Origin of the sequence: Mycobacterium sp. 155 (genome assembly GCF_000373905.1) — a bacterium.
In the GTDB taxonomy this organism is placed as follows: domain Bacteria; phylum Actinomycetota; class Actinomycetes; order Mycobacteriales; family Mycobacteriaceae; genus Mycobacterium.
Genome location: NZ_KB892705.1, coordinates 1,176,120 through 1,201,740, shown reverse-complemented (window position 1 = coordinate 1,201,740; position 25,621 = coordinate 1,176,120). Strand labels below are relative to the sequence as shown.

The 25,621-nt window shown below is 63.8% G+C and carries 19 protein-coding genes and 2 rRNA genes; 3 read left to right on the top strand and 18 right to left on the bottom strand.

The genetic code is table 11. The features are described 5' to 3' along the window. Window positions 1-8: 8 nt before the first annotated feature. The 6 genes from B133_RS0105550 to B133_RS0105525 are packed head-to-tail and all read right to left on the bottom strand — an operon-like array spanning window position 9 to window position 6,602. Window positions 9-1,070 carry a histidinol-phosphate transaminase gene (locus B133_RS0105550; RefSeq protein ID WP_018599730.1) on the bottom strand — a complete coding sequence of 354 codons (1,062 nt, stop codon included), beginning with the start codon at window positions 1,068-1,070 and terminating at the stop codon, window positions 9-11. Next, window positions 1,067-2,869 (bottom strand): fatty acyl-AMP ligase, encoded by a 1,803-nt coding sequence (locus B133_RS0105545; protein WP_018599729.1) that lies wholly within the window; start codon window positions 2,867-2,869, stop codon window positions 1,067-1,069. Before B133_RS0105545 ends, B133_RS0105550 begins: the two co-directional genes overlap by 4 nt. After that, window positions 2,866-3,135 carry a phosphopantetheine-binding protein gene (locus B133_RS0105540; protein ID WP_018599728.1) on the bottom strand — a complete coding sequence of 90 codons (270 nt, stop codon included), beginning with the start codon at window positions 3,133-3,135 and terminating at the stop codon, window positions 2,866-2,868. The genes B133_RS0105545 and B133_RS0105540 overlap by 4 nt, the downstream gene beginning before the upstream one ends. Continuing rightward, the gene (locus B133_RS0105535) at window positions 3,135-4,163 is read right to left on the bottom strand and encodes a 3-oxoacyl-ACP synthase III family protein (RefSeq protein ID WP_026256007.1); all 1,029 of its coding nucleotides are present in this window, start codon (window positions 4,161-4,163) and stop codon (window positions 3,135-3,137) included. Before B133_RS0105535 ends, B133_RS0105540 begins: the two co-directional genes overlap by 1 nt. Continuing rightward, a complete protein-coding gene (locus B133_RS0105530; RefSeq protein ID WP_018599726.1) occupies window positions 4,160-4,861 on the bottom strand; it encodes a hypothetical protein in 702 nt (233 codons plus the stop codon). The genes B133_RS0105535 and B133_RS0105530 overlap by 4 nt, the downstream gene beginning before the upstream one ends. Next, the gene (locus tag B133_RS0105525) at window positions 4,842-6,602 is read right to left on the bottom strand and encodes a thiamine pyrophosphate-binding protein (RefSeq protein ID WP_018599725.1); all 1,761 of its coding nucleotides are present in this window, start codon (window positions 6,600-6,602) and stop codon (window positions 4,842-4,844) included. Before B133_RS0105525 ends, B133_RS0105530 begins: the two co-directional genes overlap by 20 nt. Before the next feature lie 1,262 nt (window positions 6,603-7,864). On the opposite strand from B133_RS0105525, the gene B133_RS0105520 reads away from it, so the two are divergent. The 3 genes from B133_RS0105520 to B133_RS0105510 are packed head-to-tail and all read left to right on the top strand — an operon-like array spanning window position 7,865 to window position 11,284. Then, window positions 7,865-9,184 (top strand): cytochrome P450, encoded by a 1,320-nt coding sequence (locus B133_RS0105520; protein ID WP_018599724.1) that lies wholly within the window; start codon window positions 7,865-7,867, stop codon window positions 9,182-9,184. A 25-nt stretch (window positions 9,185-9,209) separates the two neighbouring features. Further along, window positions 9,210-10,535, top strand: a complete 1,326-nt coding sequence (locus B133_RS0105515; RefSeq protein WP_018599723.1) for an FAD-binding oxidoreductase — start codon at window positions 9,210-9,212, stop codon at window positions 10,533-10,535. Next, window positions 10,532-11,284, top strand: a complete 753-nt coding sequence (locus B133_RS0105510) for an O-methyltransferase (RefSeq protein ID WP_036418425.1) — start codon at window positions 10,532-10,534, stop codon at window positions 11,282-11,284. Before B133_RS0105515 ends, B133_RS0105510 begins: the two co-directional genes overlap by 4 nt. A gap of 4 nt (window positions 11,285-11,288) precedes the next feature. On the opposite strand, the gene xerD is transcribed toward B133_RS0105510, so the two are convergent. From xerD to B133_RS0105450, 12 genes are all read right to left on the bottom strand, one after another. After that, window positions 11,289-12,215 (bottom strand): site-specific tyrosine recombinase XerD, encoded by a 927-nt coding sequence (xerD, locus tag B133_RS0105505; RefSeq protein ID WP_018599721.1) that lies wholly within the window; start codon window positions 12,213-12,215, stop codon window positions 11,289-11,291. Window positions 12,216-12,400: 185 nt separating this feature from the next. Further along, window positions 12,401-13,021 (bottom strand): NUDIX hydrolase, encoded by a 621-nt coding sequence (locus tag B133_RS0105500; protein WP_018599720.1) that lies wholly within the window; start codon window positions 13,019-13,021, stop codon window positions 12,401-12,403. Next, window positions 13,014-14,774 carry a CTP synthase gene (locus B133_RS0105495; protein WP_018599719.1) on the bottom strand — a complete coding sequence of 587 codons (1,761 nt, stop codon included), beginning with the start codon at window positions 14,772-14,774 and terminating at the stop codon, window positions 13,014-13,016. Before B133_RS0105495 ends, B133_RS0105500 begins: the two co-directional genes overlap by 8 nt. 123 nt (window positions 14,775-14,897) lie before the next feature. Continuing rightward, entirely contained in the window at window positions 14,898-15,836 is a 939-nt protein-coding gene (locus B133_RS0105490; RefSeq protein ID WP_018599718.1) for a copper transporter, read from the bottom strand. A gap of 13 nt (window positions 15,837-15,849) precedes the next feature. Further along, window positions 15,850-17,034: a putative cytokinetic ring protein SteA gene (gene steA, locus B133_RS0105485; RefSeq protein ID WP_026256005.1), complete on the bottom strand. Its 1,185-nt coding sequence runs from the start codon at window positions 17,032-17,034 to the stop codon at window positions 15,850-15,852. A 157-nt stretch (window positions 17,035-17,191) separates the two neighbouring features. Beyond that, on the bottom strand, window positions 17,192-18,955 hold the full coding sequence (gene recN, locus B133_RS0105480) for a DNA repair protein RecN (RefSeq protein WP_018599716.1): 1,764 nt from the start codon (window positions 18,953-18,955) through the stop codon (window positions 17,192-17,194). 4 nt (window positions 18,956-18,959) lie between these two features. Continuing rightward, window positions 18,960-19,883 carry an NAD kinase gene (locus B133_RS0105475; RefSeq protein ID WP_018599715.1) on the bottom strand — a complete coding sequence of 308 codons (924 nt, stop codon included), beginning with the start codon at window positions 19,881-19,883 and terminating at the stop codon, window positions 18,960-18,962. After that, window positions 19,880-20,689: a TlyA family RNA methyltransferase gene (locus B133_RS0105470; RefSeq protein ID WP_026256004.1), complete on the bottom strand. Its 810-nt coding sequence runs from the start codon at window positions 20,687-20,689 to the stop codon at window positions 19,880-19,882. Before B133_RS0105470 ends, B133_RS0105475 begins: the two co-directional genes overlap by 4 nt. A 6-nt stretch (window positions 20,690-20,695) precedes the next feature. Beyond that, window positions 20,696-20,905, bottom strand: a complete 210-nt coding sequence (locus B133_RS0105465; protein WP_018599713.1) for a hypothetical protein — start codon at window positions 20,903-20,905, stop codon at window positions 20,696-20,698. 94 nt (window positions 20,906-20,999) lie between these two features. Continuing rightward, complete coding sequence (locus B133_RS0105460; protein ID WP_018599712.1) at window positions 21,000-21,806, bottom strand: tetratricopeptide repeat protein; 807 nt, start codon at window positions 21,804-21,806, stop codon at window positions 21,000-21,002. 147 nt (window positions 21,807-21,953) lie between these two features. Further along, window positions 21,954-22,067: ribosomal RNA gene (gene rrf / locus B133_RS0105455) — 5S ribosomal RNA — on the bottom strand. Between the two features lie 170 nt (window positions 22,068-22,237). Further along, window positions 22,238-25,362 (bottom strand): 23S ribosomal RNA (locus tag B133_RS0105450). Between the last annotated feature and the right edge of the window lie 259 nt (window positions 25,363-25,621).

The window sequence follows — 25,621 nt, the reverse complement described above, 5'->3', positions numbered from 1 at the left end:
GCGGCCTCCTACAGCTTGCTCCGCAGCGCGGTCAGGACTGCCCCAGTCGATGACCTTCCGCCAATGGTGACGCGCACACCACCGTCCGGGTAGTGCTTGACCCGCACGCCCGCATCATCGAACACGTCGCGCCAGGGCACTCCGCTTGCGGGTAGGTAGATGAAGTTGGCATGAGCCTCGGTGCTGGCGATTCCCATTGCCCGCAATCCCGCCCGCAGGTTCCTGCGCTCCGAGGTGAGAAACCGGATCCGTTGCAGCAGTTGCGATTCCGCCCGGTAAGACGCTGCAACCGCAACCAGGCTCGTGGTGCTCATCCCGAATGGCAACTGCATGGCCCACAGTTTGGCGGCAAGTCCGCGAGATCCGAATGCGTAACCGATGCGCAGGCCGGCGAGTCCATATGCTTTCGAGAAGGTTCGGATCACCACGACGTTGGGGAACCGACGCACGAGATCGACCGAGTCGATGCGGTGGCCCGGTCCGACGAATTCCGCGTACGCCTCGTCGATGAGTACCACGGTGTCGCTGGGAATACGGGCCAGGAAGGCTTCCAGATCTGCCGCCGACTCCACTGTGCCCGTGGGATTGTGCGGCCGGCAGATGGCCACCACCTTCGCCTCGGATGCGGCGTCGGCCATGGCGTCGAGGTCGTGGCCACCAAGGCTGTTCAGCGGCACCTTGATCGGTGAGATCCGCACCATGGCCGAGACGATCGCGTATCCCTCGAACGTCGGATCCGCGAAGACAATCCGGTCCCCCGGGTCGGTGATGGCATGCAGCACCTGCAGCATGACGCCGGTGGCCCCGGGCCCGAGGATGACCTGCTCGTCGGAGATTCCGATATGGCCGGCTATGAGGTGCCGCAACCGCTCGGGCAGGAACTCCGGATACCGGTTGGCGGCATCGATGGATTCGATCAGTGCGGACCGTACCGCCGGCAGGGGCGGGAACGGATTCTCGTTGAGCGACAACGCCATCGGGTCCACCGCCGTGGGCAACGCACCGATGTCAGCATTCAACGGCAGTTCCGTGATGCGCGGCAGCGGCCGAGATTCGGCGATGACAGTCATGATTCCCTCCCGCCCGCGCGAACAGCACGGTCATCCGGTCGTTTGTTTGGGACAAGACGGGTATAGGCGGCCTTGGCAAGCGAAACCTGCCCCTTCGCCGCGTACCACATCAACCGTATGGCGGAGACCTTCTTGGGCGCCACGAGTGTGCCGGCCAGCCATTGATTACGAGACTCCCGCCGGCGCAATTTTCCGCTGGAGGTCCGCGGCAGCGTGCCCGGGGCGAGTAACTCGACATGAGCCGCCAGGATGCCGGTGCGCTCCCACACTCGCTTCGAGACGTCGCTCGCCAGGCCGGCCGGCGCGTCAGAAGTGGTTTCCACGAGCAGCGCCAGCGCTTCCTCCTCCTCGCCGGCAGGAACAAAGCCCACCGCCACCGCACATCCGGTGCGCACCCCGGGCAGCCCGTCGAGCGCCGCCTCGAAATCCTGCGGCGCATGGTTTGCACCCCGGATGATCACGGTGTCCTTGGCACGGCCACAGACGAACAACTCGCCATCGTGGACGAAGCCGAGGTCACCGGTTTCAAGCCAGCCCTCGTGCAAGGCCTGATCGGTGAGATCGGGGCGGCCGAAGTACCCGACCATCACACTGGGACCGCGGACAAAGATGCTTCCGACCTTGTCGGGATCCAATGTCTGTGAAAGCTCGTCGCGGATCTCGATCTCGACACCGGCCAGGGGCTGGCCCACGCTCACCAGTTCTTTGCGTCCCGGTACCACCCGACCCGAGTAGGCCAGGGCGTCACCTTCCACGCCATAAGTTCTGAACTGGGTCTTGGACGGCTTGAACGTCAGTGCGAGTGATGCCTCGGCCATCCCGTAGCAGGGCGTCAGCGCTGACGGATCGAAACCCCACGGTGCGAACCGCTCACCGAATCGGCGCTGCACCGCGGCGACGACGGATTCCGCACCGTTGAAGCACACGCTCCACGAGGACAGGTCGACCCCGTCCAACTCCTCGTCTTTGATCCGGTTCACGCACAGGTTGAACGCGAAGTTGGGTGCGGCCGAGTAGGTGCCGCGGTACCGGGAGATGGCCCGCAACCACGCGGCCGGCGTCGCAACGAACAACTCGGGCGGCAGCAATACCAGTGCCCCCTCGACATAGAACGCCGACAACAGATTCCCGATCAACCCCATGTCGTGATACAGCGGCAGCCAGGACACACCCACTGGATTGACAGTGCCCTCCTCCTGGAGGCGGCTGTCGATCGAGGCGAGATTGGACAACAGGTTGCGGTGAGTCAGCGCCACGGGTTTGGGGTCGTGCGTTGTGCCCGAAGAGAACTGGATCAAGGCGATGTCGTCAGGAGCTACCTCGACCTGATCAGAGTCCGCACCACCCAGATCCGACGCGGTCACGCAGCCCAACCGCGGTGCTGCGGCCTCAACCGGGACGCCGAGAAAGCGACGGATACGCTCGTCGGTCACCACCAGTGCCACGTCGGCGGACTGCAACATGGCCGCGGTCTTCTGGTGGTATTCGTCCATCTTGCCCAGCCGCACCGGCGGGTACAGCGGCACCGGAATGGCCCCCGCGCACAGTATCCCGAAGAAGCTCTCCACGAACTCCGGGCAGGTCGGCAACACGAGCGCAACCCGATCCCCTTTGCGCACACCACGTTTCATAAGATCCGCGGAGATTGACAGCGCCCGCTCATAGATCCGCGCCTTGGGGACCTCCTGGTCTTCTTCGCGGGTGTTCACGAAGAACAAGCTCAGATCAGTGCGTGCCGCGGCCGCGAGAGCAGCGGGGAGCGTTTCGTACTTCGGGACGATGGCGTCGGGGCCTTTCATGACTGCTTCTCCACGATGCGCCGCAGCACGAGTCGGCCGAGATCACCGACGGTCCGCAACTCATCGGCGTCGTCGGCGTCCAAGTCGATCTCCCAGCGGTTCTCGATCCGGAGGACGAGCGACATCACCCGCAATGAGTCGAGTCCGCCATCCAGCAGCGAGGATTCCGCGGAGAGACCCGGGATCGGCATCTCGGCCGAGATCATGGCGATGATGTCGTCGGTGACAGCATCCAGACTCGGTACCTGTCCTGTCGGAGATGTCATTACGGCCTCCCACCCCATTGAATTGCGGCGGCACCCGCGAAGTCCCCCGCGTGGGCGAATCCCGCCATCATCACGACATCGCCGGTCTTGACCTGACCGTTGTCGATCGCAGCCTCCAGGTTGGCGGGTATGCCGACCGCGAAGAGATTGCCGCACTGACCGAAGGTGTCGTGGTGCCGTTCGCGGGGCAGCTCGAGCGCTTCGTCCCAGTTGCGTAGCAACAGCCGATTGGGCTGGTTGGTCACCAACAGGTCGAGGTCGTTCGATTTCACCCCGATCTGCTCGCACACCGCCTTGACCACCTGAGGCACCTGACGGTTGCCGCGCGAGAGCACCTTCATGATCTTGGCCTCGCTGAAACCGACGTAGCCCTGTCCGGGTCCGGCCTCCCACCACTTCCGCGGCGGATCGGTGTCGAGGGTCATATCGACCGCGTTCTCACCGAAGAACCGGCATTCGATGTCCAGCACTGGCGACTTGTCGGACAGCGTGACCAATCCCACTGCGGCACCATCGCCGGGAACCGACGCCTGCGCCAACTTACGAACCTGATCCTGTTCGAAGATCTTGCCTGCGGCGTTCACCGAGGCGGCGATCAACGCGGTACGGCCCGCACCGGACCACAACAGTTGGCGCGCGAGGCTGAGCATGTACACAAATGCCGCGCAGCCGCCGTTGTGCACGTCGAGGATCCACTTGGGTTTGATGCCGAGGCGCGCGGCCGTTTCACCACCGGCACCGACGATCGGCAGATCGGGCATCTGCGAATGCGTCAGCAGGATATCGACCTCATCGAGCAGTCCACTCCCGTGCCTGGCCGTCAGTCCCGCAACCGCCCGCTCGATCATGTCGACATTGGATTCGTCGAATGTCGAATGATGCCGGTATTCAGGCGGCGCGAACATGGGGTTGTCGCGCAGTGAATCGGTTTCCGAGTGGTCGGTGTACCACTGTGCCGGCACTCGGTTCTCCGGTAGATAAGTGGAGACGTCGAGCAGGCTGACCGCCGGATTACGAGTGTCCCTCATCCTCGACCCACGCTTGCTTCGTGTTGGTTGGCTTCTCGCATCCAATCGGGGGTGATGGGCAGCCCATTGTGGTGCCGGTACTCGGCGATGGCCTTGAGATTGCGCATTTCCAGCAGATGACCGGCGCCGAACATGTCCCAGAAGTCACCGACCCACACCGGGCGGTTCGGCGGCGCTGTCTCCGGATAGGCATTGTGGTCATAGAACGGATGATGGCAATTCGTCCACAGCACAACCGATCCCGGCTTGTTGAACACCAACTGCGCGTCGACGACCCGCATCAGGTAGATCATCCAGAGATGCTTGCCTTGATCCCATGCGCAGTGGTAATCAACCGTGCGCGCCTGGGGATTGGCCACGGTCCGGGTGTAGATCTCGGTCTCCGAACCCAATTTGTCCCACGCCTGCCACAAACCGGGCTCATCGGTTTCCTTGAAACCGCGCAGGCTGTAGGTCCATTCCTCGAGACTGCGAGTGTCGGCCAGGTATTCGTACAGTTCGTCGGGGGGGCAATCGATGTAGTCGTTGACGGTGCAATACTCGCCAAACACCTCATCGTGCGGATACACCGAATGCATCATCTCCAGGATGATCGGCGTGGCCTTCTCCCGCGGCGACGTCTCGACCCGGTGGACCCCCTCAATGGGGTCAGAGCTGCCGGAATGGGTGGCGATGTCGTCAAGCGCTGGCAGGGACATTGACCGTACCCTCCTGTTCTGTTGTGTGACTGTTCTCGGCAACGGCCGTGCCGATCGCCGAGAGAAACGGTGCGAACGGTGGTATCTCGTCCGCAGAACATTCGATACTGACGACCGATGGGCCATCGGTCGTGAGTGCCTCGTCGAGCGCAGCGGGCAGTCGATCGATCGTGGCGACGTCGATCGAGGCCAGACCCGGGAACATCGCCGCCAACCCGGCGCCGAGCCGGCTGGGCGAGAACCGGTTGTAGCTGTATGCGTCGTCGTAGTACAGCTGCTCACGAGTCACGCACATCGCGTGGGCGTTGTTGTTGAACAACACCACTGTCACCGGCAACCGGTACTGGATGGCGGTGTGCAGCTCCAACCCGTGCATGTAGAAGGATCCGTCGCCGGCGATGATCACCGTGCGCCTGCGCTGGGCGAACGCCATCCCGATTCCCGCACCGAAGCTGTAGCCCATCCCGCCCATCCCCAGGGCGACGACGAACCGTCCACCCCGCCGTACCGGCAGATAGTGGACTGCCGAGGCCCCGGTGTTGCCGGCATCGACGACGATGTTCACCTCGTCGGGCAGCGCGCGGTCCAGGGCGAGCATCGCGTCGCGGTAGCGCACGCCGTCGTCAGAGCACGACGGTGGGGCAAGCTCGGTCTGCGGCACCACGTCTGGCACCCGAACGCCCAGCGGCCTGCCATGGCCGGTCAACGCGCGGGTCAACCGCGACAGGGAGGCCTGCAGGTCCTCGGTGTGAACGTGGGTGCAGGGTAGATACGGTGGCGCCGAACCGATCGACAGTGTGTGCGTTGTGCCGAGGACGGCATCGAGCCCGGTCCGGGCCATCACGGGCATGCGGGTACCGACCAGCAGACATACGGCGCTGCCAGCCACCGCGTCGACCGCGCCCGGATGCCCGATCACCCCGGTGACACCCAATGCCGACGACGATCCCAGCCCGGGGATCCCCGCGACGTCCTTGGCGTCAGGAACACAGGCGACGCGTGCCCGCAGCACCGCGCGCAACTGCTCGAGTTCGGCGCGTGCGTCGTCTCGGGCGACCTGCTCTCCGGCGATGATCGTGATGGGCCCGTTGGCCCTACGTAGCGCCCGGATGAGCGGGTGTGGATCGCCTACCTGCTTCTGACCAAACCCCTGACCGTTACGCAAGATCGGTCCGCCGAGCGCCACGGTCTGCTGCTGGATGTCTTTAGGCAAAAGCAGGACTGCCGGACCGCCGGTGCGCGCCGCGGCGATCGCACGTGGCAGCGCGGTGACGATGTCGCTGGGTCGCAGCACACGTTCACAACTCACCGACACCGCTCCGAACAGCGCCTCGGCATCCAGCGAACCCGCGCGGCCGCTGGTGTCCTGGAAGCTGCCCCGGCCGTCGAGCGTCGTGGGCGTCTGGCCGACCAGAGCCAAGACCGGAACCCTGCTCGCAAGTGATTCGCCCAACCCGGGTATCAGATTCAGGCATCCTCCACCAGAGGTCGCCATGACGACGCCGAGGCCCGCGCCGCTGCGACTGTAGCCGTCGGCCATGGTCGCGGCGGAGAACTCATGTTTTGCGAGTACGGCGGTGATACCGTCGCGGAAGTATGCGGCGTCGTACAAGTCTTCGATGTTGGCGCCGTCCACACCGAACATATGGGTCACCCCGCCGGCGGCCAGATAGTCGACGATATGATCGACGACACGGTACGTGGTCGGGCGTTCAGATACGTCCCTTGCTGTAGCTGCCATATTTCACCCTCGTATCAGCGATGTGAAACAACGACGAAAGTTGTGATCCCCGTTCACAACAGCGCTGAGAGCAACAACATACAACGCTATCCGGACGTAGATAAGAGAAAACACAGGGCGGGCATTCCGATCTTTTCGCGTGCAAGTACCTGATCTTTACCGAGCCGCTTAGGGGACCGGCGTGGGGTTCAGGCGAGCAGGTCGTTTACCCGATAGTAGCAATATTACGCAGCGACACGCACGGCGAGGGCGGCGGCAACTTCAGACGTGCGCTACCCCACGCCCGTGGCGCCACATGAGCCCGTCTAGTTGCATCTGCAAATGTTGAAAGATGTCCACTCTCGCAACGTCGCGCCGAATCTCACCAAACCGCTCCGACCAGTACGGAAGCCTCGTATACCACCCGCAAGGCGCTTCATCCAATTCGAGCCGCACCGCCGTGTACAGGTTGTTTCCAGCGATTTCTGTGCGAAGTCAAATTTATTTTCCCCGTCATCGACTCCTCGTACAGCACGAGAACCGTCGCCCCGCACACACGACACGACGCGCTCGCGCAAACTGGGCGAAGTAATATACACAGCCACCGGGACGCCGCTGACCACCCTGACGAGCTGGTCAGTACCCCGGGGCATCGTTTGCTGACTTGACGATTGCTCGACGTGGTATACGTGTGCCATCCTTGTATCTCGCAAATCACCGCGGTTGCCCGATGGGGCAATACCACAGGGAGGGTGGGGGGAAATGCCAGAACAAATGCTGCATTTATCTGGCCTAGCTTTTCACCGTGTAAATGCGATATTCAAAATGTCAACTTTAATAAACTTGACAAAACAATGCGAATTAGCCGCAATAAACATTTCCCCCGCACTTGAACTCGTGAAATACGCGGTAAATACCGCGAATTCCATCGAGCCGATCCATGGTCTGACGACAGTCGCGTCCACACGGCGACCGGATACCGTCCGACCTCAGGCGAGAGATCGCCGACGTGCCTCCGAAGCGCTCCGACCGGCGGTCGCTACCAGCGAAAACCAAGGCGAGACCAATGCCGTACCGATCCAAACCGCGCGCTCTCTCGCGCCGCGTAGCGGGTCAGGCCGTGCAAACAAACGCTGTTACATAAGCGCAATTCTGCGCCCATTCCGGCTATCTGATTCGGGTTTCGGCCAGCACCAGAACACCGAGCTTTCGAGCGTGACCCGAATGAGACGGTTTCGCAATAGTGTCGATCATTGCGAAATCTTCTCCGGAAGGCAAGGACAATGCCGGCTCAGTTGATCAAGTCACCCGCTGGGCTCCTCCGCGCGGCTGCTGCCGGGGTCGACCCGGTCAGGTTCTTCCACCGACATGCCTCAAGGCGCAGCCCCATCGAACTGAGCTTCCCCGGCCTCGGCGAGGTCATGTTCTTCGGAACCGCCGACGCTGCCCGCGACATCCTCACCATGACTGCTGCGCTGTCTGAGGCACCCACGCCGAATCCAATCGAACCGGTTGTCGGGCCCGGATCTTTGATCTTGCTGTCCGGTGAACAGCACCATCGTGAACGCGGTCTGTTGATGCCGGCCTTCCACGGGGAACGGGTCAAGAAGTACAGCGACATCATCTGCTCGGCGACCCACGAGGAGATCCAAACCGTACGGCCCGGTGACTCGATCGCCGTGCGCCGGCTGGCCGTCAACGTCACGCTGCACATCGCCATCCGGGTGGTGTTCAGCGTCGCCGAGCCCGACCGGCGCGCCATGTACACCCAGGCGATCACCGCTCTGATGCGGGCCAACACTGCGCCACTGATGCTGCTTCCCGCGTTGCGGCGCGGACTCGGCGGCTACGGCCCGTGGGCGCGGCTCCTACGGCTGCGCGACGATCTCGACCGGCTGCTCTCGGACGACATGGACACCCGGACCCGCAGCAGCCTCGCCGACTCCGACATGCTCGACATTCTGCTGTCGGCGACCGACGAAAGCGGTCGGGGTCGCAACGGCCAGGCCATCCACGATCAGCTCAGAACGCTGCTCGCCGCTGGCCACGAGACGACCGCCACCTCGATGGTGTGGACGCTTTATCACATCTACCGCGACGACGCCGTCCGGCAACGGGTCGCCGATGAGGTGGCCCAGGCTCAAACTCCGGCGGAGATGATCGCGCTGCCCTACCTCGGCGCGGTCATCAAAGAGACACTGCGCATGCATCCGCCTGTTCCCGTCGTGCTGCGTCGACTGACGAGCCCCATGACCATCGGCGGTGTCGAGTGCACGAGTGGTCAGGTCGTGGGAATCGCCTTGTACGCGCTGCATTTCAATCCGGCAATCTGGACCGAACCGGAGCAGTTCCGCCCGGAGCGATTCATGGACTCCAAAGTCTCACCGTTCCAGTTCGCACCGTTCGGCGGCGGTTACCGTCGGTGCATCGGGGCGGCATTCGCAAATTCGGAGCTTGCCATCGCCATCGCGACGATCATGAAGACATTGGACCTGCGGATGCCGGCGCGGGATCGCGCTCGCTCCGCGCCACGCAGCGCAGCGCGGGGAATTGCCGTGGCTCCCGCACGCGAGGTGACCCTCGACGTCATCGATCGCTATTGAGTCCGCCGTCGGTCCTGGAGGCCAAATGTCGACAGATGCACGGCAGTTCCGTCGAGGCGCTGATGGCTACGAGGCGGCGCGCCGCGCCACCGTCTGGAACAGCCTGGTGCCTGACCGCTATCCCGACCTCATCGTGCAGGCGCACGACGTCGATGACGTCGTATGTGCGGTGTCCGGAGCGCAGGGCCCAATCAGCATCGTGTCGGGTGGATACAGCTGGACTGCCAGCCACCTGCGCGATGGCGGCACACTGCTCGACGTCAGCCGCCTCGACCACTGTGCGATCGACGCCGAACGCATGGCTGCCGTCGTCGGGCCCGGAAAAGTCGGCAGCGAGCTGGCTGCCGAACTCGACACGCTGGGCCTGTTCTTCCCCGCGGGGCACTACGAGGGCATCTGTCTGGGCGGGTATCTGCTGCAGGGCGGCTACGGCTGGAACAGCAAGGCGGTCGGGCCCGCATGTGAGAGCGTCATCGGCGTCGAGGTCGTCACCGCCGACGGCCAGCGGATGTATTGCGACGCCGACGAGAATTCCGACTTGTTCTGGGCGGCACGCGGTTCCGGGCCCGGATTCTTCGCCGTGGTGACGGCCTTTCATCTACAGCTGCACCCGCGACCGGCGGTCTGCGGCAGCTGCTTGTATATCTACCCTGTCGAGGTGCTCGACGACGTCTTCACCTGGGCGCGCCGGATCAGCCCCGAGATCGGCGACCGTGTGGAACTGCAGATCATCACGTCCCGCAATCTGCCCGCCCTCGGACTCGAAAGCCCTTCCATCGTGGTGGCCTCCCCCGTCTTCGCCGATACCGAAGCGGAAGCCGAGGCCGCCCTGTCGATCCTGTCCAGCTGTCCGGCCGTCGATCGGGCGATCGTCAAAATTCCGTACACCACCACCGATCTGACCAGCTGGTACGGCACGGTCATGAGCAACTACCCGCCGGGGCACCGCTACGTCGCCGACAACATGTGGACCTCGGCATCGGCCGAGGACCTGCTGCCGGGCATTCACCGTATCGTCGAGACCATGCCGCCGGCGCCGTCACATTTCCTGATGTACGACTGGAGCCCGTCACCCGCGCGGGAGGAGCTGTTCTACGGGTTGGAGGACGAGATCAATATGGCGCTCTACGCTGTGTGGCCCGACCCGGCCGACGATAACCGGTACCGCGACTGGCCCCGCGACAACATGGCGGCCATGGCACACCTGGCCACCGGAGTCGGCCTCGCTGATGAGAACCTCGGCCGGCGGCCCGCCCGGTTCGCCACCGATGAAAACATGGCCCGGCTCGACGTACTGCGCGCCAAATACGATCCCGACGGGCTGTTCAACAGCTGGATGGGCCGCCTGTGAGCTGGCAGCGCCACGCTCCGTTTCTCCGAACTTCCTTCTGGCGCATGGTGTTACGCCAGCGCAGTATCATGACCACCGGGCAGATCGGCGACGGACGCGAGGCGGCCGCAGCCGAGTACGTCATGGCCAATGCCCGTCGCGATGACCCGGATGACGTGATCGCAACGATCGACAGATTCGCCTACCAGGAGTCGTTCCTGATCAACGTGGGCGACGAGAAGGGCGCGCTGCTCGACGCCGCGGTGGTCCGCGCACACCCACGGCTTGCGCTGGAGTTGGGTACCTATTGCGGCTACGGCGCGCTGCGGATCGCCCGAGCGGCGCCGGCAGCGCGCGTGTTCTCGATCGAACTAGCCGCCGCGAACGCCGAGATCGCCCGCAGCATATGGGCTCACGCCGGGCTGGCCGACCGGATCACCTGTGTGGTGGGGACCATCGGCGACGGCGGGCGCACCCTCGACACCCTTGAACAGCACGGATTCACAATGGGCACAGTCGATTTCATGTTCCTCGACCACAACAAGAGCGTCTACCTGGCCGATCTTCATCGCGTGTTGGACCGGGGCTGGCTGCACCGAGGGACGATCGTCGTCGCTGACAACGTCAAACTTCCCGGGGCGCCCGACTATCTGGCCTACATGCGCGCTGAACAGGGCACGCACTGGAACACCGTGGAACACAAGACCCACGGCGAGTATCAGACTCTGCTGCGCGATGTGATGCTGGAGTCGGAATACCTGGGCGGTTGACCAGCTAGCGGGCGCGCGGATGCGCCCCGGCCCACACCTCGCGCAGGGTATGCACGGTGACCATGGTGTAGATCTGCGTGGTGGTCACCGAAGCGTGCCCCAGCAGTTCCTGTACGACACGCACGTCGGCACCGCCCTCGATCAAGTGCGTCGCGAATGAGTGCCGCAGCGTGTGGGGCGACACCGCCGAGGTGATCCCGGCACGCGCGGCCGCATCCTGCAGTACCTGCCACGCACTCTGCCGCGAAAGCCGGCCGCCGCGGGCGTTGAGGAAGATAGCCGGGGTGCCACGGCCGCGGCGTGCCAGATCGGGCCGTCCGCGTACCAGATAGGCGTCGAGCGCACTGACCGCCGGGCGGCCGATCGGAACGAGCCGCTGCTTGCCGCCCTTTCCATGCAACAGCACCGACCGGGCGTGGGTGTCGATGTCGTCGACGTCGAGCCCGACCGCTTCGGATATGCGGGCCCCGGTCGAGTACAGCAGCTCCAGCAGCGCGCGGTTGCGCAGCGTCAACGGGCCGTCCGCCTCACTCTCGCCCCCGGCGGCATCCAGCAGCGCCAGCACCTCGTCGAGCGTCAGGCTCTTGGGCAATCGGCGGCTCGGGGTGGGCGGCCGGACCGCCCGAGCGACGTCGAGTTCGGTCAGTCCTTCCGCGGCGGCGAACCGGTGCAGGCCGCGGACCGCGACGACCGCCCTGGCCGCGGATACCGCCGAGAGCGCGGCCACGCCGGCATCGGGATCACCGCGGCGCAGCGCGACCAGAAAATCACTGACGTCGGTCTCGGCCACCTTGGCCAGATCGTCGATGCCGTGCTGGGTCAAGTGCTCGGCGTACCGGCGCAGATCGCGCCGGTAGGAGCTCAACGTGTTGGCTGCAACACCTCGTTCGATGGTCAAATGGTCGAGGTAGCCCTGTATCTGGGTCTCCAACGCGGACGGTCCGGCGGCCGATGTGCCGCTTGCGCGAAGAGCAGGAGACTCCGATGAGCCGCTTGCGCGAAGAGCAGAAGACTCCGATGAGCCGCTTGCGCGAAGAGCAGAAGACTCCGATGAGCCGCTTGCGCGAAGAGCAGAAGACTCCGATGAGCCGCTTGCGCGAAGCGGCGACGATAAAGTCACTGCAGGCCTTTGCGACGCCGGAATGCCGTTGGTCGATCAGTCCAGGGTGCGTCAACCGGGCGCAGCGAGTCCGTATCGGGCATCGCGTGCGCGGCCAGAATCCCGGCTATCGCAATCGAATTCACGATCTCACCGGAGAAGATCCGGGATACCGCCTGAGCCAACGGAACCCGTTCGATGCGCATGTCGGCTTCCTCGTCGTGCGCTTCGGGCCTGCCGACTTCGGTCAGCCCGGTAGCCAGGAAGATTCGCACGCTCTCGTCGGAGAACCCGGGCGTGGAGTCCAGATCGACGAGCGTGCGCCAGTTCGCGGCCGCCAGTCCGACTTCCTCTTTGAGCTCTCGTGCCGCAGTCACCTCGGGCGGCTCCCTGCCGACGTCCAGCAGCCCGGCGGGCAGCTCCCATAACCGCCGACCAAGCGGGTGCCGATACTGGTACACAAGCACCACATTGCCGTCGTCATCGAGGGCGACCACGGCAGCCGCTCCGTAGTGCTCGACGACCTCGCGCCGGGCCGACTTCCCCCCGGGCATGCTGACCTCATCGGCCCGCAGAGCGAAAATCTTTCCGACGTAAACGGTTTCGCTTGCGAGCGTGTCGAAGTCGTGTTCAGCCACGGATTTCCGATGTCTCCAGAGAATGGTTCAAGGAATCCGGGTCACCCTCGTCGGTGTACGACTCGGGCAGGTCCATGCCGGGCAGCCGTTCCTCGGCCTTGTAGGTCAGCGCCGCGCCGATGAACGCCGCGAACAACGGGTGCGGCCGGGTGGGCCTGCTCTTGAGTTCCGGATGCGCCTGGGTGCCGACGAGGAACGGATGAATCTCGGGGGCATACTCGACGAACTCGACCAGGTGACCGTCGGGGGATGTCCCGGAGAACCGCAGGCCACTCTGGGCGATCCGGTCCCGGTAGGCGTTGTTGACCTCGTACCGGTGGCGGTGGCGCTCGGACACTTCGGTGGCTCCATAGGCCTGTGCCACCACCGATCCGGGCTGTAAGACCGCCGGGTACGCGCCGAGGCGCATGGTGCCGCCGAGGTCGGCCTCGCCGGACACTGCGTCCTGCTGGTCGGCCATCGTGGAGATCACCGGGTCGGGTGTAGCCGGATCGAACTCGGCGGAGTTCGCACCGGTGATGCCGACGGTCCGCGCGGCCTCAATCACGATGCATTGCAGTCCGAGACACAGTCCCAGCACCGGCAGCCTCCGCTTGCGGGCGTAGCTGATGGCGCCGAGCTTGCCTTCGATACCGCGGATACCGAATCCTCCAGGGATCAGCACGCCGTGGACGTCGGACAAGGCCGCGGCGGCGCCGCTCTCGGTCTCGCAGTCGTCGGAGGCAACCCATCGCATCTCCACCTTGGCGCGGTGCTTGAAGCCGCCGGCGCGCAGTGCCTCGGCGACCGACAGATAAGCGTCGGAAAGGTCGATGTACTTGCCCACCAAGGCGATCCGCACGGTTTCCTGCGGGTCGTGAACGCGGCGCAGCAGGTCGTCCCATTCGGTCCAGTCGACGTCGCGGAAGGGCAGGTTCAGCCGGCGCACCACGTAGGCATCCAGCTCCTCGCGGTGCAGCACCTTTGGAATGTCGTAGATCGAGGGGGCGTCGGGTGTGGAGATCACGCCGTCGACGTCGACATCGCACATCAGCGCGATCTTGTTCTTGAGCGGCTCGGGAACGTCGCGGTCACAGCGCAGGATCAGTGCGTCGGGAGTGATACCGATGCTGCGCAGGGCGGCGACCGAATGCTGGGTCGGCTTGGTTTTCAGTTCACCTGACGGCGCGAGGTAGGGAACCAGCGACACATGCAGGAAGAAGACGTTCTCGCGACCCACGTCGTGGCGGACCTGGCGGGCCGCCTCCAGAAAGGGCTGCGATTCGATGTCGCCGACCGTGCCGCCGATCTCAGTGATGACCACGTCGGGCCGATGCCCGTGCGCGTCGGGCTCTGCCATGGCCAGGATGCGGTTCTTGATCTCGTCGGTGATGTGCGGGATCACCTGGACCGTGTCACCGAGATACTCACCACGGCGTTCCTTGGCGATGACCGTCGAATAAACCTGGCCCGTGGTCACATTGGCCGAGCCGGACAGGTCACGGTCCAGGAACCGCTCGTAGTGGCCGACGTCGAGATCAGTTTCGGCGCCGTCCTCCGTGACGAAGACCTCGCCGTGCTGGAACGGGTTCATAGTGCCCGGGTCGACGTTGAGGTAGGGGTCGAGCTTCTGCATGGTCACCTGCAGTCCCCGCGCGGTCAGCAGCTGACCGAGGCTGGACGCGGTCAGACCCTTTCCGAGCGACGACACCACACCACCGGTGACGAAGAGATGCTTGGTGGTGGTGTACGGGTGCTTGCGTAAGGCGGGCAAAAGCAACCTCCGTGACGACGGGCAGGGGATCGCCGAACTGGCCTGGGGCCTGCCGACCCACGGAATCTCACCTTAACACTGTCACCGACAAGCGGTCGCTGACGCGCCGCGCAGCAGGCAGCGCTACTGCGGCAGGGTGACCGACGACGCACCACGGCCGGTGCCGTATTGCCCCGGCTTGCCTCCGGCCGCGAGTTCTCCGAGAGCCAACACGCTGGTGATCTGACCGGCACTGCTGTCGGCGTCGTCGACGGTGCTGACCGCGCCGGCCAGACCGTCGTCGGACCTGACCACGGCAACCGGACCCGTACCGGATGCCGATCCGTCCCGGCCGACCAGAACCACCCCGGACCCGTGCGGAGCCAAGCCGGCCGCCAACCGCGCCACAGTGGCGCCCCGGTTGCCGCCGTCGTCACCGAGCGCGCCGCCCGTCACGATCACCGCGGTGTTGGCCGTGCCGATGTGCCCGCTGTAGCTCAGGAACCCGGTGTCGCGGAGCGCGGTCAGCACGGTGTTTCGCTGAGTGTCGTCGACCGGCGGAACCGTCGGGTTCTTGTCGATCAGCAGCGTCATGCCGAGCAGGTCGCCTGCCTGCGAGCCCTGGTCGAGAGCAGCCGTGTTGAGCTGCTTGCCGGCAGGCACGATCGGCGAGTTGACGACCGACAGCAGTTTGTCGGCGGAGTTGGCCTCGACGAACTCGCTCGTCAGCGATACCTCGCCACTGACGGTGCCGCCGGCTTGTCCGATGATGCGCGCAATCGCGTCGACATCGCCATCGGCGGCGTCCGGTGTACGAAACACCACCACAGATTTGTCCTTGAGCGCGTCACGCACCATCCGTGGGGCCAGTAGCGCATCGAATTCCCCTGCAGCGTTGAGCTTCTGGTTGAGAGCGTTCTTGTCTTCGGTGAGAGAGTCGATCTGATGCTGGAGTTCCTGTTTGTCATCACGCAATCCGGACAGCACCGTGTTGGACAGCAGCCCGGACCCGAGCGCTACCCCGACGGCCAGCGCGAGGAACACCGCCGCCAACGAGATCGCATGTGCGCGTAGCGAAATCACAACTCAACCATCGCTAATTGATCAGGCTCTGCACCCACGCGGTGAATTGGTGCCAGTAGTTGACCACCCAGTCGAGCACTGCGGTGTCGGTCCGCGACACCCACAGCGCGACGATGACGGCGACCAGCATGGCCAGCACCAGCAGCGCAATGGCCCCGCCGGACACCCGGCTGCGATAGAGAGTTGCCACCGCCTTGGCGTCGACCAGCTTCTCCCCTACCTTGAGCCGGGTCAGGAAGGTCGACGGGTTGCTGGCCTGGCGCGAGCGGTCGAAGAACTCCTCGATGTTGGCGGTGTAGCCGGCGGTGACGATCAGCGATGCACCGTGGTGGTCGCAGAGCAGCAACGCGAGGTCGGTAGCTGACCCGGCAGCCGGGAACGTCATCGCACCGATCCCGAGATCCTGGATGCGCTCAAGTCCGGCGGCGTGGCCATCTGCGTCGGCTGGCAACACCACCTGGGCGCCGCAGCGCAGCACCTCGACACTCAATTTGTCCGGGTCGCCGACGATGAGCGCAGGCCGGTAGCCGGCCTTGCGCAGCACATCGGCGCCGACTCCGACGCCGACGAGGACCGGCTGATACTCCTTGATGAACGGCTTGAGCGCCTTGAGGTCGGCGGCCGCGTCGGCTTCCTCTGCGACGATGACCACGTGCCTGCGGTGCAAGTCGACGTCGATATCGGGGATCCCGATGCCGTCGATGAGCAACGGGCTCTCACTTCGGATGAACTCGATCGTGTTCCCGGCGAACGCCTCGAGATGTGCCACCAACCCGCTCTTGGCCTCGTGCATGAGGTCGTGGATCTCGTGATCGGTGCGTTCGGTACCCAGCGCTATGCGCCGGTCACCGGCGTAGACGCCGCCGTTGTGCAACCGCACGCGCGAGCCGTCCTTGACCTTCTTGAAGATCTCGGGGCCGGCCTCGTCGATGAGCATCACGCCGTTGGCTACCAGCACCTCCGGGCCGAGGTTGGGGTAGCGGCCCGAAATCGAGGGGGACGCGTTGACGACCCCGGCGACGTTGGCCTCGACCAGCGCATCAGCAGTGATCCGGTCGAGATCCTGGACGTCGAGGACGACGATGTCCCCGGCTCCGACACGCCGCAGCAACCTGTCGATGTCGCGGTCCACCCGGGCAGTTCCTGTAATCCCCGGGCGCGAGCTGGCATTGCGGGCAAGCAGCGCTGACATCCTCATGGGCCGATTCTGTCGGGGATCCACCGGCAATCCGAGGAGGCGCGCCGTAACACCAGCCTCATAAGTGAGCTCCAGTCACATACGTAACAGGTCAAACCTTCTCCATCGCTTCGCACAGTGAAACGCAACCTTCGGCCTGACCTCTGGGCGCACTCGGCTACGGCTCGCTACGCTCCTGCTGCGCGGACTCCAGTAGTTCCCTGGCGTGGGCGCGACCGCTGTCGGACTCGCCGAGGCCCGCCAGCATGCGGGCCAGTTCGGCGACACGGTCGTCGTCGTCGATGCGCCGCACACCGCTGGGCTTGCCGCGGCCGTCACCGGCGTCGACCACAAGGTGAGCGTCGGCATACGCCGCAACCTGCGGCAGGTGGGTGACGACGATGACCTGATGGGTCCGGGCCAGCCGGGCCAACCGACGACCGATCTGCACCGCAGCACGTCCGCCCACCCCGGCATCGACCTCGTCGAACACCATCGTCGTACCCTCGGCTGAGGCGGACAGCACTACCTCGAGGGCGAGCATGACGCGCGACAGCTCCCCCCCGGACGCGCTCTTGGTCAGCGGGAGAGCATCGGCACCGCGGTGCGCGGTGAAGCCGAACTCGACGGTGTCGACCCCTTCGTGACCGGCGTGCACAACCGTCCCGTCGGGCAGTGTCACCGGCGCGGAGTCGTCGGCTCGCGCAGCCATGGGTACCACGGTGATACTGAAAATCGCATTGGCCATGGCCAGTCCGGCAAGCTCCGCGGTGACCGCCTTGGCCAACCCTTTCGCCGCCTTGGTCCTGACCTTGGTCAACTCGCCGGCCGCCGCCGCCAGCCGGTCTTCCAATTCCGCGACGCGGCGCTCCAGACAAGCCAGCGTCTCCTCCGAGACATCCAATTGCGCCAACCGGTCGGCAGCATCACGGGCCCAGGCCAGCACACCGTCGACATCGGCCGCGTACTTGCGGGTGAGCGTGCGCAACTCGGCCTGCCGCGCTAGCTTGTGTTCCAAAGTGCTTGCATCGCTGGGCAACTCAGATAAATAGTGACCAAGCTCCGCAGTCACGTCGCTGATCACCGCGACCGCTTCAGCCAGCCGGACACCCAATGCCTGCAGCGATGCGTCGTCGGTGGACTCCAAAGCCGATTTCGCCTGCCCCACACCGTCAGCCGCCGAAACCGAATCCGGTGACGGATCGTCAAGCGCGCCGGACAGCGCCACCCGCGCCGCCTGCGCGGCCTCCCGCAGCGCATCGAGTTCCGAAAGTCGGCGGATGTCGGCGACGATGGCTTCGTCCTCACCGGGCTGTGGGGCCACGGCGTCGATCTCGTTGATCCCGAAGGTCAGCCGGTCGGCCTCCTGGGCCAGTTCCCGTGCCCGTCCTCGGCGATCGGCCAGATCCTTACGTGCCAGCTGCCACTCGTCGCGGATTCGGCGATACCGCGTCAACAGCTTGTCCACGTCGGCATACCGGTCCAGGGCGACGCGCTGCTCGTCCGGACGCATCAAACGCAACTGGTCGTTCTGGCCATGCAGCGTGAGGACCTCGGCGGTGAAACTGCTCAGTGACTTCGCCGGCACGCTGCGGCCGCCGAGGTACGCCTTCGATGGCCCCGCCCGGCTGACCGAACGCGCGGCGATCACAGTGCCGTCGTCGTCGCGAACGGCGCCGGAGGTCTCCAGCAGCTCGTCGACCCGCAGCGCCACTTCAGCGCCGAGTTCGGTGGTGCTGAACCGCCCTTCGACGACGGCCCGATCTGAACCCGACCGCACCCTGGTGGAGTCCGCGCGGGCACCACCGAGCAGATGCAGGCCTGTGACCACCATGGTCTTGCCGGCGCCGGTCTCACCGGTCAATACAGTCAGTCCACGATCGAACTCCGCGGTGGCCGCGCTGATCGCGCCGAGCGACTCGATTCGGATCTCCGCGAGCACGTGCCTACTTCCCCCGCCAACCCGTAACCGGCAGCCGGAACTTGCGCACGAGCCGGTCGGTGAACGGGGCGCTGTCGAGCCGCACCCACTTGAGCGACGTCCGGCAGCGGGTCACTTCCAACCGCCCGCCCGCAGGCAGCACCATCTCCCGGCGGCCGTCGCAGAACACGAGGGCGTCATGACCACCCGCTTCGACTTCGATGGCGATCGAAGCATCCGGGCTCGTGACCATCGGCCGGTCGAACAACGCGTGGGCATTGTTGGGCACCACCAGGATGGCCTCCAGGTCCGGCCACAGCACCGGACCGCCCGCAGAGAATGCGTAGGCCGTGGACCCGGTGGGCGTGGACACCAGCACGCCGTCGCAGCCGAACGCCGACACCGGCCGACCGTCCACCTCGAGAACCACTCCGAGTACACCGAGCCGTGGACCTTTTTCCAAGCTTGCCTCGTTGAGCGCCCAACCGCGATTGATGACGTTGTCACCGACGCGCACTGTCACGTCGAGGGCCATCCTGTTCTCGATCCGGTAGTCCCGGCTGATGACGCGGTCGAGCACGTGGTCGATGGCCTCGGCCTCGGCCTCGGCAAGGAATCCGATGCGGCCGAGGTTCACTCCCAGCACCGGGATCTCCGCAAGGCGCGCCAATTCGGCGGCCCGCAGGAAGGTACCGTCGCCGCCCAGGACCAGCACCAGTTCGCAACTCTCGGCGGCGCATTCGTCGGCGTCGACCACCTCGATGTCGACGCCGAGCGCACGCATGTAGTCGGGCGCCAGGTGCAGCGGTCCGCGGTCAACCGCCTCGGCCGACAGCACGCGCAAACCGATACCGTTGTCTCCCAGTACTTTTTCGACCCGGCGGGCCACCTCGGTGGCCTCGTCCCGACCGGTGTGCACCACCAGCAGTATCGTGCGCTCACAGGTCATTGCGGGCCCTCCTCGACCGCCCGGCGTACCGCCTGCTCGAGCGATTCACCGTGCAGCGACTCGTCCGTATCAGCACGCAGCCGCAGAAAGTATTCGACATTGCCCGATGGTCCGGGCAGCGGGCTCGCCGTCACGCCGACAGCATGCCAGTGCAGCTCCGCCGCCCTTCGGGCGACCGTACACACCGCCTCGACCCGTAATTGCGGATCGGACACCACCCCGCCGGCCCCGACCCGGTCCTTACCGACTTCGAACTGGGGCTTGACCATAGGAACGATATCGGCACCGGGCCCGGCGCATGCGGTGAGCGCTGGCAGGACCGTCGCCAGGGATATGAACGACAAGTCGGCAACGACGAGATCCACCGGCCCGCCGATGGCGTCGGCCGTCAGCTCACGGACATTCGTGCGCTCTATCACCCGGACCCGATCATCGGAGCGCAGAGACCAGGCCAGCTGGCCGTACCCAACATCTACCGCGACGACCTCGACGGCACCTCGGTCCAACAAGACCTCGGTGAATCCCCCGGTCGATGCGCCGGCATCCAGGCACCGCCGCCCGGAAACGTCCAGCCCGAACGTGTCGAGGGCACCGATCAGCTTGTGGGCCCCGCGAGACACCCAGCTGCGTTCTTCGCTTTGGGCGACGACGATGTTGGCGTCCAGCATGATGGCGGTGGCCGGCTTCACTGCGGGCATGCCATCGATACGCACCCGACCGGCGGCGATCAACTCTGCGGCCTGCTGGCGGGACCGGGCCAACCCACGTCTCACCAACTCGGCATCAACACGAGCCCGACGAGCCACCACCGCTCACCTACCGGATCCGGCACCGCTGCCGGCCACACCTCTGTCGACCGATTCAAGCGCGTCCACCAGCAGCTCATGGGCTTCTTCCAGCCTGGCCGCAACGGCCTCTATGTCCTCGATACCCACATCGGCGCCGTACGCCTCGGCCATATCCGGCAGGTCTGCCAGCACGGCGGCGACCTGCACGCGGAGCTGTTCTGGATCGGTAGTCATAGCGCTTGTCACGCTAGTCGATGGATGCCGACGGCAACGACCAGCGCTGCAGTACCTGCCTTGCTGTGTCGGCTTGCTGCGCAACGTGGTCGCGTCAGGCCAGTTCTGTGATCCGATCCTCGGCATCGGTCACGCCCTCCACATCGGCCGCCGCCGTAGTGATGAACCACTGCAGCGCTTCCTCCGTACGCCCGAGCGCCAGCAGCGTGTCGGCATACGCGTAGCACAGCCGCGCTGCGGTCTGACCGGTCCTAGTCGGATCCAGTGGGGGTGTCGAGAGAATCGCGAGGGCCTGTTCGAACTGGCCCAGATCGGAGCGGGCTCCCGCGGTCACGATGCGCAGTTCGTCGGCGTCGTCTCCGGTGAACGCGGCGGCCTCGGCACTGCGAGCCAGCTCAATGGCGCGTTCCGGACGCCCGATACCGCGCTCGCAATCGGCGATCATCGGTAACAGCACCGATTTGCTGCCCATCCGGCGGGCCGCGCGCAACTCGGCCAGCGCCTGGGCCCAGTCGCCGTTGTGATAAGCCGCGATCCCCACAGCCTCCCGTACTGCGGCAAGGCGTCCTGCGCGGTTGCGGGCCGCGCGGGCGTGTGCCAGCGCAGTCTCCGGGTCTTCATCCAGGAGATTGCCGGCAGCCACGAGGTGGCGCGCCACGTAATCGGCGGTGGCTTTGTCGAGGGTCACCAGTTCCCGACGGATCTCCGGCGCCAGCTGTTTGGCCTCGATATCTGAGGACAGCGACGGGGCGTCTGATCCGCGTTCTTCTGAGGTCTGCGGCTGTGCTGCGCGCGCCCGATTCGGACCGGACGAGCGGGGAGCGCTCTGCCGGCGCTGGCCTTGGCCACCTGATACACGCCGCGGCCGCCGCTCGCCGCCGCCTTGTTTGTCTCCGACCACGTGTGCCTTTCTGCCCTGCCCTCTCGCAAAGGATACTGGCAGGCGCCAAGCCGACATAATCGTCGAATTCGAAAATGCTTTTGTTTGGATATGTTGTAGATATGAGAATCGCCCCCCACTTTCGTGGGGGGCGATTCTTTAATGTGTGTTCGGCGGTGTCCTACTTTTCCACCCGTGTGGGTAGTATCATCGGCGCTGGCAGGCTTAGCTTCCGGGTTCGGGATGGGACCGGGCGTTTCCCTGCCGCTATGGACCGCCGTAACTTTATTCACCCGTTTCTGGGTGTGAATCTGTGGGTGTGTTTTGGTGGTGGGGTGTGGTGTGCACCCGTTATCGACCCGCGGGGGGTCGTGTGGGGTGTGTGGTTGTGGTTGCGAGACAAGGTTGTGCGTGTCTTACTGAAACCCAAACACTGTTTGGTGTTTGTGGGTTGTTGTAAGTTTTCGGCCGGTTAGTGCCAGTTCCCTGCGCCCATTGCTGGGTGTCTAGGTCTGGTCTATCGATCCCGTGGTCTGCGGGGGGCCTTATCCCACTCAAATGGGTGAGAAGCCTGGTCTTGGAGGGGGTTTCCCGCTTAGATGCTTTCAGCGGTTATCCTGTCCGAACGTAGCTATCCAGCAGTGCCCCTGGTGGGACAACTGGTAGACCAGAGGTTCGTCCGTCCCGGTCCTCTCGTACTAGGGACAGATTTCCTCAAGCTTCTGACGCGCGCGGCGGATAGAGACCGAACTGTCTCACGACGTTCTAAACCCAGCTCGCGTGCCGCTTTAATGGGCGAACAGCCCAACCCTTGGGACCTGCTCCAGCCCCAGGATGCGACGAGCCGACATCGAGGTGCCAAACCATCCCGTCGATATGGACTCTTGGGGAAGATCAGCCTGTTATCCCCGGGGTACCTTTTATCCGTTGAGCGACACCCCTTCCACTCAGAGGTGCCGGATCACTAGTCCCGACTTTCGTCCCTGCTCGACATGTCCGTCTCGCAGTCAAGCTCCCTTGTGCACTTACACTCAACACCTGATTGCCGTCCAGGTTGAGGGAACCTTTGGGCGCCTCCGTTACATTTTAGGAGGCAACCGCCCCAGTTAAACTACCCACCAGGCACTGTCCCTGAACCGGATATACGGTCCGAGGTTAGAGGCCCAATACGATCAGAGTGGTATTTCAACAACGACTCCACCCACACTAGCGTGTGAATTTCACAGTCTCCCACCTATCCTACACAAACCGTATCGAGCACCAATACCAAGTTGTAGTGAAGGTCCCGGGGTCTTTTCGTCCTGCCGCGCGTAACGAGCATCTTTACTCGTAGTGCAATTTCGCCGAGTCTATGGTTGAGACAGTTGAGAAGTCGTTACGCCATTCGTGCAGGTCGGAACTTACCCGACAAGGAATTTCGCTACCTTAGGATGGTTATAGTTACCACCGCCGTTTACTGGGGCTTAAATTCTCCGCTTCACCCTTACGAGTTAACGGGTCCTCTTAACCTTCCAGCACCGGGCAGGCGTCAGTCCGTATACATCGTCTTGCGACTTCGCACGGACCTGTGTTTTTAGTAAACAGTCGCTTCTCACTGGTTTGTGCCACCCCCTCCCGCTACCGGCAGCAAGTGCCTTCACGATATGGGGGTCCCCCTTCTCCCGAAGTTACGGGGGCATTTTGCCGAGTTCCTTAACCATAGTTCACTCGTACGCCTTAGTATTCTCTACCTGACCACCTGTGTTGGTTTGGGGTACGGGCCGTGTATGTCCTCGCTAGAGGCTTTTCTTGGCAGCATAGGATCACCGAATTCGCCTCACTCGGCTATGCATCACCTCTCAGGATCAATGAAACGCGGATTTACCTACGTTCCTCCCTACAGGCTTACCCCGGTATTACCACTGACCGGTACGGCTACCTTCCTGCGTCACCCCATCGCTTGACTACTACCAACCAGGGTCCCACGCAGCCGGTAATCCCCGCACCCCGAAGGGATTGGTGGACCACCATTTGGGTGGTTAGCACGATTGATTCATCAGGGACGCACACACACGGGTACGGGAATATCAACCCGTTGTCCATCGACTACGCCTGTCGGCCTCGCCTTAGGTCCCGACTCACCCTGGGCGGACTGGCCTGGCCCAGGAACCCTTGGTCTTTCGGCGGGCAAGGTTCTCACTTGCCTATTCGCTACTCATGCCTGCATTCTCACTCCCACACCCTCCACCACTCGATCACTCGGCGGCTTCACCGGATGCAGGACGCTCCCCTACCCAACGTATAAATACGTTGCCGCGGCTTCGGCGGTGTGCTTGAGCCCCGCTACATTATCGGCGCACAATCACTTGACCAGTGAGCTATTACGCACTCTTTCAAGGGTGGCTGCTTCTAAGCCAACCTCCTGGTTGTCTTCGCGACTGCACATCCTTTTCCACTTAGCACACGCTTAGGGGCCTTAGCCGGCGATCTGGGCTGTTTCCCTCTCGACGCACGGAGCTTATCCCCCGCCGTCTCACTGCCACACTCTTAGACTTGTCGGCATTCGGAGTTTGGCTGACGTCAGTAACCTAGTAGGGCCCATCGGCCATCCAGTAGCTCTACCTCCAACAAGAAACATGTGACGCTGCACCTAAATGCATTTCGGGGAGAACCAGCTATCACGGAGTTTGATTGGCCTTTCACCCCTACCCACAACTCATCCCCTCAGTCTTCAACCTAAGTGGGTTCGGGCCTCCACACGGTCTTACCCGCGCTTCACCCTGGCCATGGGTAGATCACTCCGCTTCGGGTCCAGAACACACCACTACACCACACACTACTGTGCGGATACGCCCTATTCAGACTCGCTTTCGCTGCGGCTACCCCACCCGGGTTAACCTCGCGACATGTCCCTGACTCGCAGGCTCATTCTTCAAAAGGCACGCCATCACCCCACGGCAAGCCGAGGGCTCTGACGGATTGTAAGCGCACGGTTTCAGGTACTATTTCACTCCCCTCCCGGGGTACTTTTCACCATTCCCTCACGGTACTCATCCGCTATCGGTCACTGGGAAGTATTCAGGCTTACCGGGTGGTCCCGGCAGATTCACAGCAGATTCCACGAGCCCGCTGCTACTCGGGAACACCATCAAGACAGACGTCGGGTTTTCACGTACCGGGCTCTCACCGTCTACGGCAGGCCATCCCAAGCCACTTCCGCTAACCACAACATTTTCTCACTGCCCCCCAGTCGGATAGAACTGAGAAGATGGGTCCCACAACCCCGCACACACAACCCCTACCCGGTATCACATGCATACGGTTTAGCCATCCTCCGCTTTCGCTCGCCACTACTCACGGAATCACATTTTGTTTTCTCTTCCTACGGGTACTGAGATGTTTCACTTCCCCGCGTTCCCCCCCAACGCCTATACATTCAGCGTTGGGTGACACGACATCACTCGTGCCGGGTTTCCCCATTCGGACATCCTCGGATCCACGCTCGGTTGACAGCTCCCCGAGGCATATCGCAGCCTCCCACGTCCTTCATCGGCTCCCAGTGCCAAGGCATCCACCATGCGCCCTTAAACACTTACAACACAAAAACCAAAAATGAGTTTCAAAAGAAATTGCACATCAACACACAAGCAACACGACCAGAAACCCGAAGGCCCCAGCCACACTCTTGCGTGCAAGATGCTCGCAACCACTATCCACAAATCAAACACCACACCCCACCACCAAAGCAGGGCAACAACACGCCTCCCACCCCACACAGGGGCCAGGGAAAAACGGGCCTGTTGTCTCAAAGCCCAATAGTGTGCCTGATGATTCCTCAAAGCAGTGTTCCCACACCA